We start from the raw sequence: 19245 nt of genomic DNA, 5'->3' as shown, positions 1-19245 counted from the left end.
TCTGTCAGTCGCGTGAGGATGCCGACCACCGTCCCATCAGCGAAACGAGCCGACCAGCCAGGCGGATGCTGTCACTGTGATCGCGAAACAGGGTACGCGATGCACCGAGGAGATAATTCTCCCATCCAGTGCGACACTGCGTGCAAGAACAGACGTTGATCTAGATCAACGTTGGTAGTCGCATAGCTCCCGCGCCAGATGATGGTCGCGCGCCAATGACAAGATGGAAGCGCGTTCGATCAAGGTCATCGACTTCACACCTTGGTCGGGAACTGCGATGCACCGCCTCAGGCATATCGCCGCGCGAAGAAGACGCAGACGACCACGAGCGCGGTTGCGGCGATCATGCTCCATGCGACCGGCTCGTGCAGCAGGAAGCCGGCGAGCGCGAGGCCGAAGAACGGCTGGAGCTGCTGTAACTGACCGACCCGGGCAATGCCGCCGACCGCAAGGCCCCGGTACCAGAAGATGAAGCCGACGAACATGCTGAAGACGGAGACGTAGGCGAGCCCGATCCAGGCGGGCACGCCGACGCCGCTCCACGTCGACGGCCATGTCACGATGGCGACCGGCAGCATCAGCGGCAGCGCGAGCAGCAGAGCCCAGGAGATCACCTGCCAGCCGCCGAGGCGGCGCGACAGCGCGGCGCCTTCGGCATAACCGAGCCCGCACAGCACGATGGCCGCGACCATCAGGAGATCGCCGGTGAGCGAAGCCGAGCCACCGTTCGACAGGGCAAAGCCCGCGACCGTGGCGCTGCCCAGGACGGCGAACAGCCAGAACAGCGGCTGCGGCCGCTCGCCACCGCGCAGCACCGCGAAGATCGCCGTCGACAGCGGCAAGAGCCCGATGAAGACGATCGAATGCGCGGAGGTGATGTGCTGGAGCGCGAGCGCCGTCAGCAGGGGGAAGCCGACCACGACGCCGATGGAGACGATGGTGAGCGAGACGAGATCCTTCCGCTGCGGCCGCGCCTGGCGGAGCAGGAAGAGCACGGCCATGCCGATCAGGGCCGCGATGACCGCGCGGGCGGACGTCAGAAACAGCGCGGAGAAGCCGCCGACCGCCACGCGGGTCGCCGGCAGGGAGCCGCTGAAGATGATGACGCCGAGAAGCCCGTTGCCCCAGCCACTGCCTGCAGATTGCATGTCCGTCTCGCTTTTTGGGTCACGATCATCGGCCGTCGCCGGTGGCGAGACCAGCGACAGTCCAGTACAATCCGGCAAAACTGTATGGATATGGAAGGTAATACACCTTGGGCGGCGAGGCACAAACGAAGGGACGGGGCGGGACGCGGACCATCGACGTGATGGGCGCGATCCGCGCCAAGGTCGCGGCCCGCGCACTCGGTGCCGGCGACCGCCTGCCGTCGATCCGCAGCCTTGCCGCGACAATGGGTGTTTCGCCGTCCACCGTCGTCGAAGCCTATGATCGGCTAGCCGCCGACGGCCTGATCCGCGCGCGTCGCGGCTCGGGCTTCTATGTCTCATCGGCTGTCACCTCGCCGCTGGCGTTGGCGGAAGTCGAGCCCCGCCGCGACCGGGAAGTTGATCCGTTCTGGGTTTCCCGACAATCGCTCGACACGGACGATGCCGTGCCAAAGCCCGGCTGCGGCTGGCTGCCGCCGGAATGGATGCCGGAGGCGGCGTTGCGCCGGGCCACGCGCGCGCTTGCCCGCACCGACGCGAGCGTGCTGACCAATTACGGCACCACCAGCGGCTCCCCTGCCCTGCGCCGGCTGCTGCTCGCGCGCCTCGGCGAAGACGCGATCGAGGCCTCGATCAACCAGTTGATGTTGACCGGTTCAGGCACGCAGGCGACCGATCTGATCTGCCGCTTCCTGCTCCGTCCCGGCGACACCGTACTGGTCGACGATCCCTGCTACTTTAATTTTCGCGCCCTGCTGCGCGCGCATCAGGCGAAGATCGTCAGCGTGCCCCACACGCCGTCGGGCCCCGATGTCGCGCGCTTCGAGCAGATCCTCGCGGCTGAGCGGCCGCGGCTCTACATCACCAATTCAGCGCTGCACAATCCGACCGGCGCGACGATCTCGCTCCAGACCGCGCACCGGCTTCTGACTGCAGCCGCGATGCACGACCTCGCCATCATCGAGGACGACATCTTCGGCGACTTCGAGCCGGAGCGCTCGCCGCGCCTTGCCGCGCTCGACGGATTGAACCGCGTGATCCGCATCGGCAGCTTCTCCAAGACGCTGTCGGCCTCGGTGCGCTGCGGCTACATCGCAGGGCGAGCCGACTGGATCGAGCACCTCGTCGACCTCCAGGTCGCGACCAGTTTTGGCGGCCCGAGCCCGGTGGCGACCGAGATCATCGCAAAGGTCCTGGCCGGCGGCAGCTATCGCAAGCACATGGACGAGCTCAGGCAGAAGCTCACGCGCACGCGCCGCGACGTCGTGCGAAAACTTCAGGCGCTGGGCATCGAGCCCTGGCTGATGCCGCGCGGCGGCTTCTTCCTCTGGTGCCGCCTCGCGGGCGGGCAGGATGCCACCGCCGTCGCGCGCGCCGCGCTCGAGGAGGATGTGGTGCTCGCACCGGGCAACGTGTTCAGCGTGTCACAAACGGCATCGGACTTCCTGCGCTTCAACGTGGCGCATATGAGCGATCCGCGGATGTGGGACGTGCTGCGGCAGGCGCTGAAGGCCAAATGATCAGCGCCTAGTACAACGGCTCCTCATAGACCGGCTCGCCGTCGAGCAGCAGGCGCTTGATGGCAGCGCGGCCTGAGGGGAGTACGGCGGCGACGACCCGGAGTTTCTGCTGGTTGCGGGCTTGCTCGAGCTTCTTGCCCTCGCCTTCGGGCACGAAATAGCTTTCGAGACCGTATTTGATCGCCAGTTTCTCGCAGAAGACGTGCGGGCCCGAGCCGCAGGTCCCGCCGTAATAGGAGACGCGGCCGCGGATCAGCACTTCGGGAGCCGTGACTGTGACGGGCTCGGCATGCACCGAGACGGCCTCGTAGAGACCATTGGCATTCGGCGCGAGCTTGACGAACACGACGGGCTTGCGCTCGGCCGCCGGCTGGCCGGCAAGCGTGCCCGCCGGCAGTTGCGAGATGTCGTAGCGGAGCACGACATAGTCGCCGCGCAGCAGATCGCGGGGATCGACCGGTTGCGTCTGCAAGGTCACCTCACGGCCTTCGCGCAGGATCTGCATGCGATCGGCGACCATCAGCACCAGCAGCGCGCATTGAAGCAGGACGGCGACACCGAACAGCACGGCTTTCGGGATGCGCTGCCAGAGTCTTGTCACGGACGCGGTCAACTCCATCATCGCTGAGCCCTCGGCAGCGCGCGATTGAGCGCGGTGGCAAATACGACGGCAACAACACCGGCCGCGGCAAGGAAGGCCGAGCGGCGCAGCAGCGAGCCCTTCACCGCCCAGGTGATCCCCGCGATGACGCCGGCGATCCCGAGCCAGCCGGCAGCGATCCGCGGACGCACATCATCAAGCACACCGGAGACGACGAGGCACAGCATGGCGCAGAGCAGCGCGGCATAGGCGAACCAGGGCTCGCCGGCCGTGGATGCCGGCCAGATCGGCGCCGCGAGCAGGACGAGCCCGATCGAACATGCTGCAAGGATTTCACCTGCACGCCTGGTGATCCCTGCGGACGCAAGCGCGAGGATCACACCAACGGCCCCGCACAGGATCGCCCAAAGCGGCTGGGCCGGCACCGTGCTGTTCCGGAAGCGGATGATGTCGTCGACCGTTGTCACCTCCAGGCAAGCGACGGCGGCCAGCGAAAACGCTCCGTAGATCGATAGGACCGTTCCGAGGCGCAGCGCCCTCGGCGACGGCACAGCGGCGATTGCGAGTCCGGCGCCGAACAGCAGGGCAGCGCCGTTCGCGAGCACGAACGACGGTTGGGCACCGTCGAGCTCGAAGCGGAGCGACGTCGCGATCCACCACGGAAGCAGCGCGACCGCAACGAGATGGGCCGCCACGCGGGAGTTCCATGCAAGCGCGAGCGCGGCGGCGATCAGCCAGACCGCCACGAACGGAAGATGCAGGACATCAGGCGCATCATAGCTGCGCATGCAGGTCCAGATGCAGGCGGCGACGAGGGCGACCGCAAGCGCGCCGCGCGATCCGGTCAGCAGTGCGGCGGCAAATGCTCCGATCGACCACAGCAGCATGCCGCCGGCGAAGTCCTCGCCGAGATGATACATCTGGCCGACCAGCGCGATGCCCGCGCCAAAGATGATCGCCCCGATGCTCGCGCAGAGATCGGCGAGAACATTGCGGCCCGTCGCGGCGAACCACGCCCCGAGGCCGCCGGCGACGACCATGCCGGCGATCAGGATCGCGAACCGCAGCAGCCGCGCGATCTCCGTCCAGTGCGCCGCGACGAAGGCGAGGAAGGCGGCTGCGATCAAGAGGCCGCCGACGATGGCAACGACGACGGCGATGTTGATGCCAGGCGAGAGCGGCGGCAGCGCGCTGCGGATGGAGGTGGCCGCCGCCGGCGCGATCACGCCGTCGGCTTCCCATTGCGCGAGATCAGCCTCGAGGCGCTGCCGGTAGGTTTTGTCGAACATCGTCGTGAAACACCTCGCTCCCTGCCGACTGGCGGGATGCTGTTGGTCGGGCCGCGACGGCAACAGGTTCAACCTGTCACCGCTCTGGTTGCGGGGGCACCGGGCGCGCGCCCCCGCGCGACAGCGGCTTCGCGTTCACGGTCGAACCGAGTAAGTAACCGGCCGTCATGATGATGACCCGACATGCAGAAACTGACGAACTCGAGGCAGGACGAGATCGACCGCACTCAGTTCGGCTTCATGGGTCAGGCCGTCCAGGATCACGAGCTGTACTTTGGTCGACTGCAACGCAGTCCCGATGGTCTGCGCGTTCCCGAGCGCGGCCGGGTTTTCCCGGCCAACGATCCAAAGTGTCGGGCAAAGAAGACGCCCTGGATCGATATCTTCCCAATCCAGCATCGCCGCGAGCCAAGCCACCTCAGGGCCGGCGCGACCACTTTGAAGATAAGCCCGCTCGGGGGGCGTCAACGCTTCGACATCGAGACTGCCTTCCTCTTGAGCCTTGAGGATTGGCGCCCATCGATCGCGGACGCCGGTAATGGTGCTGCGAAATTCACCGACGGCGCCTGGGCCAAACGGTATGCCCACCATGACGAACCGAAGCACGCGCCGGGATCGAGCGGCAAGATAACGCCCTATGTTCGCTCCGTAGGAATATCCCCAGAGCATAAACCGTTCGATACAAGCGTGATCGACGACCGCGAGAATATCGTCGCAGTGCCGATCGACGGAGTAGGCGATTGAATCCCGCGGCCTTTCGCTGTCGCCGTGACCGCGAATGTCGATGGCCAGTACGGTGAAGTCGGACTGGAGCTCGCTGACGTAGCCGGCCGCGTGCCAGACCTGACGCGACTGCATGCCGCCGTGCAGGAGTACGATCGCGGGTCCGGAACCGGCGCGTTCATAGGCAATGCGGCTGCCGTCGCTGGACGTTGCGAAGAGACTTGTCATATGTCGATGGCTTTCTGAAAGAATTGACGCGAAAGCGGCGCGCGGATTCATTCCGGGGGCGCGATCGTTGAGGGGACGTCGATGGTGCTAGAGATTCCGCGCCGCCGGCCTGCGACCGATCGGAAGGCGACCACGGGTCGCTGTCAGCCGCAGATGGCAGAGGGTGCGCCAGGCGGGCGTGCCATAGCTTGCGAGGAGATCGCGCCGGGTTTCCTCCCACAGCGACGATTCAGGGTCGAGCCCCAGCATGCGCACGAAATTCTCGTCGCCCACGACGACCTGCCTGGCGTAAGGAAACAGAAAGCGGGTCGCCCCATGCTTGCAGAAGGCACGAGCTTCGGCGTAGCTCGCAAACCAGTTGTTCAGCAGAAGCTGGCAACGGAAATCGTACCACAGCCCGCCCATGTCATCCGTTGGCTTGGCCTGCCCGCCAAGCACATGACGTGCATGTTCCCAATCCTGGAAACCGAGCTCCGTGCAGACTATGTTGAGGGCGTGGGTCAACTTCCATTTCGCGGGCCACGCCCGGCGTCGCCGCCTCGATATCCAGCGTGCGTAGAAAATGACATCCGGCGATTCATTGGTCAGATCGTTCAAGCGTAGCCGCGCGCGAATTTTGATTTCACGCAGCAATTCATCGCACGTGCTTGGGAATTCGAGCATCGCAGCGCCCGACGAGAATACGGTGTTCATGACAACCCCAGTGAGGCGTCCGACACTCCCGCTATTGCCGAACAAAGGGCTCGTCATCGTTAGCCTTCCCGGATGCCGATCGAAGGATCGTATCGCCGGAAGAAAACGGACAACCTCTCGAAGGGTGAGAGCCTCTTGTGCGGGAAGGCGCCCCTTCGGCACCTGCGCGAGGTTATAAGGTCGTCTTCAAAAGGACGCAAGCTGGTCGGGACGGCGGGCCGTGACGACTTTGAACCTTCCGTCCCCACGTATCGGCGCTCTAACGCAAAGGGATTCGCATGCCTCCAACTCACGCACTGACGTCCATCCTTCCCTGCAACGACCTCGCCGCCTCGGAGAAATTCTACGCCCGGCTCGGTTTTACGCGCGCGGACGGTGACAAACCGGCGGACGGTGAGGACAGCTATCGCATCCTCTCCGATGGAAAGGGTGGCCATCTCCATCTCACCGATGCCGTCGAAGGCTGGCTGATCAGAGGCCGCAACCCATTCGGCCTCTATCTCTACACCGAGGCCGTCGACGAACTCGCGCGAGAGTTTTCGGGCGAGTTGGCCAACGGACAGGGGCCGAAGGACACGCCGTGGGGAATGTACGAGTTTGCGCTGTCGGATCCGGACGAGACCCTGGTCAGGATCGGCTGGCCGTCACGGCTCCGTCAGAACAAGCAAGCTTGAGCGGCGGAGAGGAAGGCCTAGGACGTGGACTCATTAGCGCCGAGCCATAGCCTGATTGAAGCGAGTTGGACGAAGGCGAGATAGTTGGCGGCAGGCTTGTCATAGCGCGTCGCCACACGACGGCATTGCTTGATCCTGTTGAAGAAGCGCTCAGTGCTGATGCACGCGGACGATCGACGTGTCGCAGACGCTCTTCTTACGTGGAGTAGCAAGCACCCAGCGTGTCGATGATGCGGCCCCAGAGACCAGCCCGCCGCTAACGGATGATTCTCCTCTCCTGCGCCCGGATTTTTCCGACTTCGTCGTTGCCCTCTTCATAGTGCTGTCGCGAAGCGATCGGTGGCGCGCACCAGTTGATCGAGGATACCTGGCTCCGACCAAGCATGACCTGCACCCTCGACCAGATGGAACGCGGCATCAGGCCACGCCCTATGCAGCGCGTACGCATATCGGGCTGGACAGGGCATGTCGTAGCGGCCGTGAACAATGGCTCCCGGGATACCGCGGAGACGATGAGCGTTGCGCAGAAGTTGCCCTTCCTCCAGCCAGCAATCGTGAACGAAATAGTGGTTCTCCAATCGCGCAAACGCGAGCGCAAATTGGTCGTGGCCAAACGATGTCGAGAATGCTGGATTAGGCAGCAGCGTGATCGTTTCGCCCTCCCAAATAGCCCAAGCCTTGGCTGCCTCGAGCTGGGTGGCTCGATCGTCGCCCGTCAGCCGGCTGCGATACGCCGCAATCATGTCGCCTCGCTCGCTCAGGGGTATCGGTGCCTGGAATTTTTCCCACTTCTCCGGAAAGATCTCTGAAACGCCGAACTGATAGTACCATTGCAGCTCCGCCTTGGTGACGGTGTAGACGCCACGGAGAACAAGCTCGCTGACGCAGTCGGGATGCGTTTCTGCATAAGTTAACGCGAGAGTCGATCCCCACGAGCCACCGAACACGAGCCATTTGTCGACGCCTGCAAGTTCACGCAAGCGCTCGATGTCCGATACCAAATGCCAGGTCGTATTCGCTTCGAGCCCCGCATACGGAGTTGATTGCCCACATCCTCGCTGATCGAAGAGCATGACATCATATCGATTGGGATCAAACAGACGCCTATGTTCAGGGGACAAACCTCCGCCCGGTCCGCCGTGCAGGAAGACCGCCGGCTTCGCGCCCGGCGTCCCCACCCGTTCGTAATAAACCCGGTGACCTTCTCCAACGTCGAGGGTGCCAGCTATAGGGCTCGATGGGTGGGTACATGGACCTCAACTGACTCATACGGCCTCCGTTTGGCACCACGAGGTTCGATTAGCACGCCGCGATCATGGTGGTTTCGGTTATAGGAGCAAAGCGGACGAAGCCACCAGTCACATGTCGCACCGGGTTTATAGGTACACGGCCTAGTTCGCCTTGATGCCGGCCTCGCTGATGAGCTTGCCCCATTTCGTGCTCTCGCTCTGAATGAAGCGGCCGAACTGCTCCGGCGAGGTCGGTGCGGGCTCTGCGCCGAGGGTCCGGATCTTCTCGGCCACCACCGGGTCTTTCAGGGCTTTTGTAAAAGCCTCGTTCAGCCTGCTGATGACGTCCGCGGGCGTGCCTGAGGGAGCAACAAGCCCGAACCAGCCCACGGATTCGAAGCCCGCGATACCACTCTCGGCAAGAGTCGGCACATCGGGCAAGGATGGAAGGCGACGCACCGAGGAGACGCCGACGGCGTTGAGCTTGCCTTCGAGAATCAGTTGCCTCGATGCGGGGATATCCAGCACCGCGAAGGGGACGTGTCCCGCAAGGACATCAACCGCCGCCGGCGCCGTCCCGCGATACGGAACGAGCTCCATGCTGATCCCCGCCTTCTGCGTGAACAGCGCGGCCGTCAGATGCATCGCGGTCGAATTGCCGCCATGCCCGATCGACAGCGCGCCCGGCTTCGCCTTGGCGAGCGCGATCGTCTCTGCGGCATTGTGCGCGGGCACGTCCGCGGACGCCACCAGCACAAAGGGAATTTCGGCCAGCAGCGGGATCGGCGCGAGATCCTTGGGGTCGAACGGCATCGACGAATTGAGGTGCGGGTTCACCGTCAGCGCGCCCGCCGGCGCAACGCCGAGCGTGTAGCCGTCGGGCCTGGCCTGGGCCACCGCCGCCATGCCGATATTGCCCCCTGCCCCGGCGCGGTTCTCGATCACCAGGCTCTGCTTGAGCTCCGCGGTGACCAGCGGCTCGAGCGCACGGATGACGGTGTCGGCGCTGCCGCCGGGCGGGAAGGTCACGATGATCTTGATCAATTGCTCCGGATAGGCCGCGCGGCCGGCCTCCAGCGGCAGCACGGCGAAAGTCGCGGCCGTCAGCGCGGCCAGAATGCGGCGCCTTGCAACGTGAAACAATTTCTCCTCCCCCATTACGTATTCTTGTTTGTAGGCACGACCAGGCTGCCGTGCCGTCGGCAGGCAGCCTGCTGTTCGATCACGCCGCAGCACCAGTGATGCGCGCAAGCAAGCCTTGCGGATCTTCGGGCGCGACCTGCCCACGCCACGCGATGTGCTGGTCGGGTCGCGCCAGCACCAGCTTCTCGGCATAGGCCCCGTTCGCCTCATCCGGCGCGATGTCGACCAGCGCGAGCGGCATGCCGCGCTGTTCTGCGGCTGAGAGCAGCCGCGCCACATCGATTGCCGGGTCGAACCGCAGCAACGTGTAGCCGGCTCCGAAGGCGTCGTAGAGCGATCGTCCGTCGCGCAGGAACACATGCGGCGCGCGGGCGCCCGGCACGGTGGAGGGCGTAAAGCTTCCCATCGCGTAGGCCGGCGGGGTTTCGCCGTCATAGGCGATGATCGGCGAGACGTCGTAGTAGTAGCCGAAGTTGAGGCCCGCGCAGCAATATTGCTGCACGTTGAGATCGTAGGCCGCTCTCGCAAGCGAAGCGCGCGCCGCGTGGCCGCGCAGCGTGTCATCCTCGATCTCCGCGGACACGCCGCCGCGCTGCGCCATCATCTTCATCGCGTGATCCATGGCAAAGCGCGACACCTGGTCGGTGATGGGCTGGCGCTCCGCCTCATAGGCATCAAGGATCGAAGCCGGTGCCCAGCCGTTCAGATGCGCCGCCAATTGCCAGCAGAGGTCGACGGCATCAGCAATGCCCGCATTCATTCCGTAGCCCGCATAGGGCATCCACAGATGCGCGGCGTCGCCGCAGATGAAGACCTTGCGGTCGCGGAAGCGATCGGCCACCAGCCGGCGCCCGACCCAATCCTCCTTGCTGAGGATTTTGTACTCGAACCGCTCGTCGACGCCGAGGATGGCGCGGATCGACCAGTCGCGATCGACCGAGTCGAACTCGGGCTCATCGGGCCTCAGATGATTATGGATCAGCCAGCGGTCGTGGCCGTCGATTGCAACCGTGGTGCCCGAACGGCGCGGGTTGAGCGAGAGCACCATCCAGGCCGGCTTGTGCGCCCCCATCAATTCCTTCAGTTGCTGCGCCTCGATGAAGGTTGATTGCACCCGCTGGATCACCGGCGTGCCGGACAGGCTGGCGCCGATCGATTTGCGGACCAGCGAACGGCTGCCGTCGCAGCCGACCACGAAGTCCGCTTCGATGCGGAGCGCGTTTCCACTGTCGAGATTGCGACCCAGCGCGACCACACGATCGTCGTCCTGCTCGATATCGGTGATTTCCGTGCGCGCCAAAATGGTGATGCGCGGCTGAGCGGCGGCGTGGCCGAACAGGATCGGTTCGAGATAGACCTGGTTGATCCGGTGCGGCGGCTCGGGCGTCGGCCACCAGGTGTCGGGGCCGCCGGTGGCACTGTAGCGGCGCGCGCGTGAGGGAATGTCGATACGGCAGAGCTCGATGCCGGTCGCCGTGGTCCGATAGGAGCAATCGTTCGGGAAGTCCGCAGGCAGGCCTGCGTCGCGCAGCTTTGCGGCGACGCCGAGCCTGCGGAAGATTTCCATCGAGCGCGCCGAGACGTGATTGCATTTGACGCTGGGCGGATCGCCGGCGTGGCGGATCTCCGCGACGACGACGTCGATCCCGCGCGAGGCCAGATCCATGGCCGCGGTCAGTCCCACGGGCCCGGCGCCCACGACCAGCACCTGTGTCCTCATGCTCGTTTCCATCCCCTTGCACCTCCGCGGATTCGTTGCCCGCGCAGCATGCATTTTATTGCAAGGCCTCTTATGCGATAAGTCGGAAAGAACTCATCAATTCATGAGAATTTGCTATGAATTTCACCTTGCGACAATTGCGGGCCTTCACCGGCGTGTATCGCACGCGCAGCATCACGCGGGCCGCGCGCGAGCTGGGCATCACGCAATCGGCCGCGAGCCTCCTGATCCAGCAGCTCGAAGTGCAGCTCGGCGTCAAGCTGTTCGACCGCTCCACGCGTTCGGTGCAGCCGACGCTGGCCGCCGACGAGGCGTTTCAAGCCGCCGAACGCATGTTGAGCGATGCGCTGGGCCTGTCACGGCGCATGCATGACCTCGCGCAGGCGCGCGCCGGCCGCGTCGCGTTCGTCGCGTCGGCGGGTGCCGCTTCGGCACTGCTGCCGCAGGTTCTCGCGAAATTCCGCGCAGGCCATCCCGAGATCGACATCGACATGCGCGACGTCGCCGCCGACGACCTCGTTCCGCGCCTGATCGCAACCGATGCCGAGTTCGCGATCGGCAGCGTCGAGGGTGAGTTCGCGGAGATGACGATCGAGACGCTGACCCGCGGCCGGCTGAGCGCGATCGGCCGTCGCACCGCCGACTTCGCCGCGCGGCGCGCGCTGACATGGGACGAGCTGGCGCAGCTCCCGACCATCGCGATGCGGCGCGAGACGCGAATCCGCATGCAGATCGACCAGGCGCTCGGCGCGCAGGGCAAGCACCTTTCTCCGACCTATGAGGTGACGCTGATCAACACCGCGCTCGCCATGACCGCACAGGGCCTCGGCCTCGCCATCCTCCCCGCGACGATGCTGCCCGCCGACCAGTTCCCGACACTGATCGCAAGACCCTTGATACGCCCGGCGATCACCCGCCCGGTGTCGCTGCTGCAACGTCAGGGACGGACGCTGTCGCCGGCGGCGCAGGCGTTTGTGACGACGGCGCGGACGGTGCTGGCGCGGTCGTAATCAACGCCGCAGGCCGCTGCTCGGACTACTCCGCGAGATTATGCTGTTGCCAGCGCAACAGATAGGCCTGCAATCGCCAGATCAACGCGGACAGCGCGACGCCGACCAGCATCAGCACGACGACGGCGACCATCATTCCCGATGCCTCCGCGCGCGCCTCGGACTCGATGATCAGGCGGCCGATTCCCCGTTCCGCGCCGATGAACTCGCCGACGATCACGCCGATCAGGGCGAAGGAGATCGCAGGCGTCAGCGAGGCGAAGACCCAGGCCATGGTCGAGGGGATGACCACCGTGCGGGTGATCTGCCACTCGCTGGCGCCGAGCAGCCGCGCCCCGTTGACAAAGCCCTCGTCGATCGAGCGCGCCCCTTCGAACGTATTGAAGAACACCAGGAAGACGACCACGATCCACGACGTGACGATCTTCGAGGTATCGCCGATGCCGAAGGCCAGCACGATGATCGGCGCCAGCGCGATGCGGGGGATCGAATTCACCGCGGTGATGAACGGCTGGAAGATCGCGCTGAGCCGATCCGAACGGCCGAGCACAAGGCCCGCGGCAAAGCCGCTGCTGACGCCTGTCACGAAGCCGAAGAACGTGTTCTTCAGGGTGACGGCGGTCGCGATCCAGAGATTGTTCTCGGATCGCGCCATGCAGCGGGCGAATTCGCCATTGAACCAGCCGTTGAACACGCCGAGCTTGGACTTGAGGCAACTCAGGATCAGGAAGTGCTCGAAGATGTCGGACGGCTTGGACACGAAATAGGGGTCGAGCAGATCCGGCACCAGCCAGGGAAGACGGCCGTGCAGATCGTACCCCCACTGCCAGATCGACAGGAAGCCGACGCAGATCAGCATCTGCCAGGCCAGGGTTCTGCCGGGTCGGCGCGCTCGTCTCATGGCTTGCGGCCCTTGATGAATTCCTCGCCGAGCGAATGCCAGATCAGCTGAAACAGCTCGGCATAGCGCGGCGTCTCCCGGATCTTCACGGCATTGCGCGGGCGGGCGAAATCCACCTCGAAACTCTCCTTGATCCGGCCGGGCCGCGCGGAAAACAGAATGATGCGGTCTGCCAGCGTCAGGGCCTCGCCGAGATCATGGGTCACGAACAACACGGTCTGTTGCTCGCGTTCCCAGATGCGAAGCAACACGTCGTGCATGTCGATCTTGGTGTGGGTGTCGAGCGCACCGAACGGCTCGTCCATCAGCAGAACCTTCGGCTCGACGACCAGCGTTCGCATCAAGGCGGCGCGCTGGCGCATGCCGCCCGACAGCGCCGAGGGATAGGCATTGTCGAAATCCTGCAGCCCGGCTTGCGCCAGGCAGGCACGGACCCGATCCTTTCGCTCCGCCGCCGGGACACCCGCCAGTTCGAGGCCGTAACCGATGTTGTCGGCGACGGTGCGCCAGGGAAACAGGGTGTCGCGCTGGAACACGTAGCCGACATTGGGCGTCGCCTGTCCGGGGACGACGGGCGTACCATCAATCAGGATCTGACCGCTGGTCGGCTTGACCAGGGTTGCGATCATGTTGAGGACGGTGCTCTTGCCCGAGCCGGATGGCCCCAGCAGGGCGACGAATTCGCCGCGCCGGACATTGAAGGAGACGTCGCGCACCGCCTCGATGGCCGTACCCGCCAGCTGGAAGGTCTTGCACAAACCGCGCACGTCGATGCGGCGCGTGTCAGGCTGCGCATCGACGTGTGGTGCGTGTAAAGCCTGGATCGTCAAGCCGGATAGGCCTTGCGTGCCGCTTCGATGAAGCTGGTGTTGACGACGTCGGCCATCGCGAGCGGCTTGATGCCGGTCATTTCACGGAACCAGACCTTCTGGCCGCGCGCGAAGCTGGCGGCATCGATGATGCCTTCGTAATCGGTGACCTTCTTCATGACGCCGCTGTCGAAAATATTCGCATCGCGCGACGTGCTTCCGACGTAAGGCTCGATCATATCGTAGATCTCTTCGGGAGAGTGCCCCTTGATCCACAGGGTGGCGCGCCACAGCGCCGTGACGAACGCCTGCATCTTCTGCGGGTCCTTGTCGATGGTCGCCTGCAGCGTGAAATGAGACGTCACCGGGACCTTGCCGCCGATATACTTGGCCCAGACCGCCTCGTCCGTTCCATCGAACAACAGTGCGCCCCAGCCCTGCTCGACCGAATCCTTGAGGATCGATGGCGAGTTGATGAGAACATCGACCTGCTTCGTCTTCAACGTGCCCATCATGGTGTCGACATTGCCGGTGCCGATCCAGGTCACCTTGTCGTCCAGCCCCATGGTTTCCATGTAGTAGGACGCCCAGACGTGGTTGGTGCCGCCCAGCGACGACACCGAAACGATCGGCTTTCGTCCGTCAGGCCGCTTCCACTTCGCCAGCGCCTCCAGAGTGGTGATGCCCTGATCGAACAGATCCTTGCGGATGATGAAGATCGCCGCATTGCTGCGGGTATCGACCGGCATCAGGACGCGCGCGCTGCGGCCGTGATTGCTGAGCTGCATCGGGTGGGTGGTGTCGCCGATACCGATATCGCCCTGGGACGAAGCGATGATCTCGCGCGTCTTCACGCCGCTGCCGCCCTGGATCAGCTTGCAGTCGAGGCCGGCCTCCTTGAAGAATCCGGCCCGGTCGGCGACGAATTGAGACTGATAGACCGGAATGGCCACCGGATAGATCACGCGGCCCGACGGGGTATCCGCCCACGCCCGCCCTGCCGCCATGGACGCACCGGCGCCGGCGACGATCGTCAACGCGGCCCGTCTGGTGACCCGAGTCCTCATCACGCGTGCTCCCTCTCCTTGCCGACCACCTTGTCGAGCGCGTTCAGAACCGCATCGCCCATCTCCTGGGTCGACAATCTTTTTGCGCCGGGCTCGGCGATATCGGCCGTTCTTGCGCCGGCGGCCAGGGCCGTATCCACGGCCTTCTCCAGCAGCACGGCATCATCGGGCCGATTGAGTGTGATGCGCAACATCATCGCGACGCTGAGGATCGAGCCGAGCGGATTGGCGATTCCCTTGCCCGCAATGTCAGGCGCGCTGCCATGGACCGGTTCATAGAGCGCCTTGCGGCGGCCCAGCCGGTCCGGCGGCCCGAGCGAGACCGACGGCAGCATGCCGAGCGAACCCGATGCCATCGCGGCGCAATCGGAGAGAATGTCGCCGAAGATATTGCAGGTCACCATGACGTCGAACTGCGACGGCGCCCGCACGATCTGCATCGCGGCGTTGTCGACATAGAGGTGTGTCAGCTCCACATCGGAGAATTCCGCTTGATGCAGTGCGGTGACCTCCTCGCGCCACAGCACGCTGGTTTCCAGCACGTTGGCCTTGTCGACGGAGCAGACCCGGCCCTTGCGCGTCCGCGCCAATTCGAACGCGGTGCGCGCCACCCGGCGGATCTGGCTGGTGGTGTATTGCTGGGTGTTGAAACCGCGGCGCTGGCCGTCGGGCAGCGTCTCGATGCCGCGCGGCTCGCCGAAATAGATGCCGCTGGTGAGCTCGCGGATGATGATGAAGTCGACATCCTTCAGCACCGCGGCCTTGAGCGGCGCGGAGTCCGCTAGCGCCGGATTGGCGACAATGGGCCGGAGGTTGGCATAGAGATCATACTTGCTGCGCAGCGACAGCAGACTTCCCGCCTTGCGCGCGGCCGGAGGGACCTCAGTGGTTTCAGGGCCACCCGTCGCGCCCCAGAGTATAGCGTCGGCCTCCTCCATCGCCTCGACGGTGTCATCGGGCAACACCTTGCCCGTCGCCAGATACGGTATGAGACCGTATTGCGCTTCGCGCAGCGCCACGGGAATGCTGCGCCTAGCCGAAAACCATTTGAGAATACGATGGGACTGGTCGGTCACTTCAGGACCGATGCCTTCACCGCCGACCACGGCGACCTTGATCATGTTCGAGAGCGTGTTCATGCCAATTGTCCTGCCTGATGTCCTGCAAAGTGAATCCACGGCCGCGCGTCGCGGTCGGATGCCTGGAATGCGCGGATCTCGTGGTCGCGCCGCAACGTCAGCGAAATCTCATCTAAGCCTTCGAGCAAACCCGCACGCCGGCGCGGATCGATCTCGAAGACGTGCCGCACGCCCGATGGCGAGGTGACCGTCTGCTCCTGCAGATCGACGCTGACACGCCCCGCGCCCTGGCTCGCTTCGATCTCCGCGGCGAGGCCGTCGATGACGGCCTTGTCCAGCACCACCGGCAGGATGCCGTTCTGGAAGCAGTTGGCGAAGAAGATGTCGCCGAAGCCGGAGCCGATGATGGCGCGGATGCCCATTTCCTGCAGCGACCACACCGCGGCCTCCCGCGACGAGCCGCAGCCGAAATTCGGACCCGTGACCAGGATTTCCGCGGCGCGATAAGGCTCGCGATTGAGGATGAACTCCGGATTGTCCGAGCCATCGGGCAGATAGCGGAGCGAACCGAACGCCCATTTTCCGAGACTGCCGCGGACGGAATTTCCGATCATGCGGTTGATGCTGATGATGACGTCCGTATCGACATTGGTGCGCATGATCGGCGCGGCCGTCGCGGTCAGCTTGGTGAAGGCTTGCGGCATCTAGCGCTCCATCGTTCGGACGTCGGCGATGGCACCGGACACCGCCGCCGCGACGGCCATGGCCGGACTTGCCAGATGGGTGCGGGCACGCGGCCCTTGCCGGCCGATGAAATTCCGGTTCGACGTCGACACCGAGCGCTGGCCGGGCGGCACGGTTTCACCGTTGGCGGCAAGGCACATCGAGCATCCGGGCTCGCGCCATTCAAAGCCCGCGTCGATGAAGATCTTGTCGAGCCCTTCGGCCATCGCATCGCGCCTGACGGTCTCCGACCCCGGCACGACCCAGGCCCGTACGCCCGGCGCAACCTTGCGGCCGCGCGCGACTTCGGCCGCGGCGCGCAGATCGCTGAGGCGGCTGTTGGTGCAGGAGCCGATGAAGACCCAATCCACCGGCGTGCCGGCGATCGGCGCACCGGGCTTCAGGCCCATATAGTCGAGCGCGATCTCGATCGCGCCGCGGCGCGCTGGATCGGCGATATCTGCGGGATCCGGGATGCGGCCATCGACACCGAGGACGTGTTCGGGACTGGTGCCCCAGGTGATCTGGGGGATGATGGTTCCGACGTCGATTGACACCTCGCGATCGAACACGGCATCGCTGTCGCTCCGAAGCGTCCGCCAGGCCGCGACGGCCCGCTCCCACATCTCGCCTTGCGGCGCGTAGGGACGGCCGCGGATATAATCGAACGTCGTCTCATCCGGCGCGATCAGCCCCATCTTGGCGCCGAGCTCGACCGACAGATTGCAGATGGTGAGCCGCCCTTCGATCGGCATGTCCCTGATCGCACTGCCGGCATATTCGACGGCGTAACCGGTGCCGCCAGCGGCGCCGACATGGCCGATCAAAGCGAGGATCAGATCCTTCGCCGTCACTCCGAACGGCAGCCGGCCGTCGAACGTCACGCGCATGGTTTTCGGCCGGCGCTGGATGATGGTCTGGGTCGCCAGCACATGCGTGAGCTCGCTGGAGCCGATGCCGAAGGCGAGCGCGCCGAGCCCGCCATGGGTGCAGGTATGGCTGTCGCCGCAGACGATCAGGCAGCCGGGCAGGCTGAGGCCGAGCTCCGGCCCGATGACATGGACGATGCCCTGCCCCGGCTGGTCGAGGTCGAACAACCGGATGTTGCTGGCCGATGTCTCGGTCCGCAACGCCGCCAGCAGCTCCCACCCGGTCTTGATCGTGCCGGCACGCCCGGACGCCGTCGAAATCGCATGATCGGGCGTCGCGAAGGTCAGCTCGGGATTGTGGACCGGAATGTTGCGGCTTTTGAGGTCGATCAGGCCGCGGGACCCGCCGAGGTCATGCAGCAGATGGCGATCCACGTGAAGCAGATCGGTATCATCGCTGACGTGGGCGATGACATGCTGGTCCCAGATTTTGGCCAGCAGCGTGCGACCACGCGTGTCCACGATCCGTCCTCCCCTGTTCGGCATCTGATGTGCCGTGTTGCCGCCGATCATGCCGACCGCGACCTTGGAAAGCAGGATAGAAGCCCGTCGCGGAAATGTGCAGTGACGGTTGGGCAGGGAGCCATCGCGGCCGGCGATGGCTGGCCGTCGGCAGGGGCGATGTCAGCTTCGGCCGCGCACGACCGTCAGCCGGTCGGAGACGCCGCCCGTGGTGAGACGCGCATCATCATGGGTCCGCAAATGCTCCACCAGCAGCTTCGTCACCGAAGGCAGCGACTTGTAATCGCGCACGCCGATGACCAGGTCGCGGCGCGCCCAGGACTCATCGAGCGGGACGGTGACGAGACTGTCGACGCCGTAGCGGTCGCGAACGATCTCCAGCGGCACGATGCCGACCCCCATCCGGGCGTCGACGACGCGGAACAGCGCATCGAAACTGCTGACGCGGATGCGCACCTTGAGGTGCTGCCCGAGCGCCGCGGCGGCCCTGACGCACAGCGTCTCGATCGAGCTGCCCTTCTCCAGGCTGACGAAGTCGAAATCGACCAGCTCGCGGAAGCGAACGCTGTCGCGGCCCGCCAGCGGGTGGTCGCGCGTGACCAGCGCGACCAGGCTGTCGCTGCGATAGGACAGCAACTCCAGATCCTGCCCGTCGATGTTGCCGCCGAAAATGCCGATGTCGGCCCGGTTCTCCACCACCGCGCGCACGATCGCGGGGCTGAGATCCTCCTCGATGTCGATGTGAACCAGCGGATGCCGCTCCAGGAACAGGCTGAGCTCGTCCGCCAGGGCTTCGAGGATCGCGGACTTGTTGGCACAGATCCGGATCAACCCGCGCTTGCCCTGCCGGTATCCCGTCAGCTCGCTCTCGAGCTTGCTCAAATTGCCCAGGATGATGCGGGCGTGCTCGAGCAGGGCGAAGCCGGCCGGTGTCGGCTCGATCCCCTTCGAGTGACGATGCAGCAGCTCGACCTGGAAGAGGTCCTCAATATCCGAGACGCGGCGGCTGACCGCGGACGCCGCAATGTTCTTCTTCTCCGCCGCCTTCGCAATGCTCTGCTCCTCGACGATGGCAACGAACAATTGCAGCGTAAGGAGATCGATTTTAGCCGTCATCGGGGAGATCCTCGGCGGGGTCGTCACGAGGGGCATTGTGGAGAAGCTTGGCAGCCGGTCGCAAGTGCGGTGTCAGATTGCGGTCCCCGGGGGGACGACAGCAGAGGCTGCTGAGATGCAGAGAGGCAGTCTTTGGCGGGGGTTCTCAAAGTCGTTTTATTATGGCGGAGAGGGAGGGATT

Annotated in this window: 17 protein-coding genes and 2 pseudogenes; 3 read left to right on the top strand and 16 right to left on the bottom strand. The window is 64.8% G+C overall.

From position 1 onward, the window contains the following. Positions 1-287 precede the first annotated feature (287 nt). Positions 288-1148, bottom strand: coding sequence for a DMT family transporter (locus tag QJT78_RS21015; protein ID WP_038943208.1), 861 nt, complete (start codon positions 1146-1148; stop codon positions 288-290). 107 nt (positions 1149-1255) lie between these two features. Here QJT78_RS21015 and QJT78_RS21010 point away from each other — a divergent pair, with 107 nt between their 5' ends. Next, positions 1256-2668, top strand: coding sequence for a PLP-dependent aminotransferase family protein (locus QJT78_RS21010; protein ID WP_281460287.1), 1413 nt, complete (start codon positions 1256-1258; stop codon positions 2666-2668). 7 nt (positions 2669-2675) lie between these two features. Here the strand turns inward: QJT78_RS21010 and QJT78_RS21005 are convergent, their stop codons facing one another. The 4 genes from QJT78_RS21005 to QJT78_RS20990 form a co-directional block, all read right to left on the bottom strand. Beyond that, positions 2676-3290 (bottom strand): GDYXXLXY domain-containing protein, encoded by a 615-nt coding sequence (locus tag QJT78_RS21005; protein ID WP_028151595.1) that lies wholly within the window; start codon positions 3288-3290, stop codon positions 2676-2678. Beyond that, entirely contained in the window at positions 3287-4558 is a 1272-nt protein-coding gene (locus tag QJT78_RS21000; RefSeq protein WP_028151596.1) for a DUF2157 domain-containing protein, read from the bottom strand. Before QJT78_RS21000 ends, QJT78_RS21005 begins: the two co-directional genes overlap by 4 nt. 165 nt (positions 4559-4723) lie before the next feature. Further along, positions 4724-5560 carry an alpha/beta hydrolase gene (locus QJT78_RS20995; RefSeq protein WP_080586573.1) on the bottom strand — a complete coding sequence of 279 codons (837 nt, stop codon included), beginning with the start codon at positions 5558-5560 and terminating at the stop codon, positions 4724-4726. Between the two features lie 36 nt (positions 5561-5596). Continuing rightward, positions 5597-6202: a hypothetical protein gene (locus tag QJT78_RS20990; protein ID WP_049807606.1), complete on the bottom strand. Its 606-nt coding sequence runs from the start codon at positions 6200-6202 to the stop codon at positions 5597-5599. A gap of 278 nt (positions 6203-6480) precedes the next feature. On the opposite strand from QJT78_RS20990, the gene QJT78_RS20985 reads away from it, so the two are divergent. Beyond that, positions 6481-6876, top strand: a complete 396-nt coding sequence (locus tag QJT78_RS20985; RefSeq protein WP_028151597.1) for a VOC family protein — start codon at positions 6481-6483, stop codon at positions 6874-6876. 17 nt (positions 6877-6893) lie between these two features. On the opposite strand, the pseudogene QJT78_RS20980 reads toward QJT78_RS20985, so the two are convergent. The 4 genes and pseudogenes from QJT78_RS20980 to QJT78_RS20965 form a co-directional block, all read right to left on the bottom strand. Continuing rightward, positions 6894-7028: pseudogene (locus QJT78_RS20980) on the bottom strand (IS5/IS1182 family transposase); the annotation flags it as partial. Positions 7029-7190: 162 nt separating this feature from the next. Beyond that, positions 7191-8145, bottom strand: a pseudogene (pip, locus tag QJT78_RS20975) (prolyl aminopeptidase). A 122-nt stretch (positions 8146-8267) separates the two neighbouring features. Continuing rightward, a complete protein-coding gene (locus QJT78_RS20970) occupies positions 8268-9248 on the bottom strand; it encodes a tripartite tricarboxylate transporter substrate binding protein (RefSeq protein ID WP_028151598.1) in 981 nt (326 codons plus the stop codon). 79 nt (positions 9249-9327) lie between these two features. Beyond that, entirely contained in the window at positions 9328-10968 is a 1641-nt protein-coding gene (locus tag QJT78_RS20965) for an FAD-dependent oxidoreductase (RefSeq protein WP_080586574.1), read from the bottom strand. 116 nt (positions 10969-11084) lie between these two features. Between QJT78_RS20965 and QJT78_RS20960 the strand changes: the two genes are divergently transcribed. Continuing rightward, entirely contained in the window at positions 11085-11978 is an 894-nt protein-coding gene (locus QJT78_RS20960; protein ID WP_038943198.1) for a LysR family transcriptional regulator, read from the top strand. A 25-nt stretch (positions 11979-12003) separates the two neighbouring features. Here QJT78_RS20960 and QJT78_RS20955 read toward each other — a convergent pair whose 3' ends face one another. The 7 genes from QJT78_RS20955 to QJT78_RS20925 form a co-directional block, all read right to left on the bottom strand. Continuing rightward, the gene (locus QJT78_RS20955; protein ID WP_028151601.1) at positions 12004-12879 is read right to left on the bottom strand and encodes an ABC transporter permease; all 876 of its coding nucleotides are present in this window, start codon (positions 12877-12879) and stop codon (positions 12004-12006) included. Next, a complete protein-coding gene (locus QJT78_RS20950; protein WP_028151602.1) occupies positions 12876-13709 on the bottom strand; it encodes an ABC transporter ATP-binding protein in 834 nt (277 codons plus the stop codon). Before QJT78_RS20950 ends, QJT78_RS20955 begins: the two co-directional genes overlap by 4 nt. Further along, positions 13706-14755 carry an ABC transporter substrate-binding protein gene (locus tag QJT78_RS20945; RefSeq protein WP_028151603.1) on the bottom strand — a complete coding sequence of 350 codons (1050 nt, stop codon included), beginning with the start codon at positions 14753-14755 and terminating at the stop codon, positions 13706-13708. The genes QJT78_RS20950 and QJT78_RS20945 overlap by 4 nt, the downstream gene beginning before the upstream one ends. After that, a complete protein-coding gene (leuB, locus tag QJT78_RS20940; RefSeq protein ID WP_028151604.1) occupies positions 14755-15894 on the bottom strand; it encodes a 3-isopropylmalate dehydrogenase in 1140 nt (379 codons plus the stop codon). Before leuB ends, QJT78_RS20945 begins: the two co-directional genes overlap by 1 nt. Continuing rightward, positions 15891-16538, bottom strand: coding sequence for a 3-isopropylmalate dehydratase small subunit (gene leuD / locus QJT78_RS20935; protein ID WP_014490573.1), 648 nt, complete (start codon positions 16536-16538; stop codon positions 15891-15893). The genes leuB and leuD overlap by 4 nt, the downstream gene beginning before the upstream one ends. Next, positions 16539-17951, bottom strand: coding sequence for a 3-isopropylmalate dehydratase large subunit (gene leuC / locus QJT78_RS20930; protein ID WP_202801342.1), 1413 nt, complete (start codon positions 17949-17951; stop codon positions 16539-16541). A 159-nt stretch (positions 17952-18110) separates the two neighbouring features. Then, positions 18111-19064, bottom strand: coding sequence for a LysR family transcriptional regulator (locus tag QJT78_RS20925; protein ID WP_038943197.1), 954 nt, complete (start codon positions 19062-19064; stop codon positions 18111-18113). Positions 19065-19245: the final 181 nt, after the last annotated feature.

Source organism: Bradyrhizobium sp. Mp27, from assembly GCF_029953005.1.
Lineage (GTDB): Bacteria > Pseudomonadota > Alphaproteobacteria > Rhizobiales > Xanthobacteraceae > Bradyrhizobium > Bradyrhizobium barranii.
The sequence above is the reverse complement of the archived record's forward strand: the minus strand, read 5'-3'. Positions and strand labels throughout refer to the sequence as shown.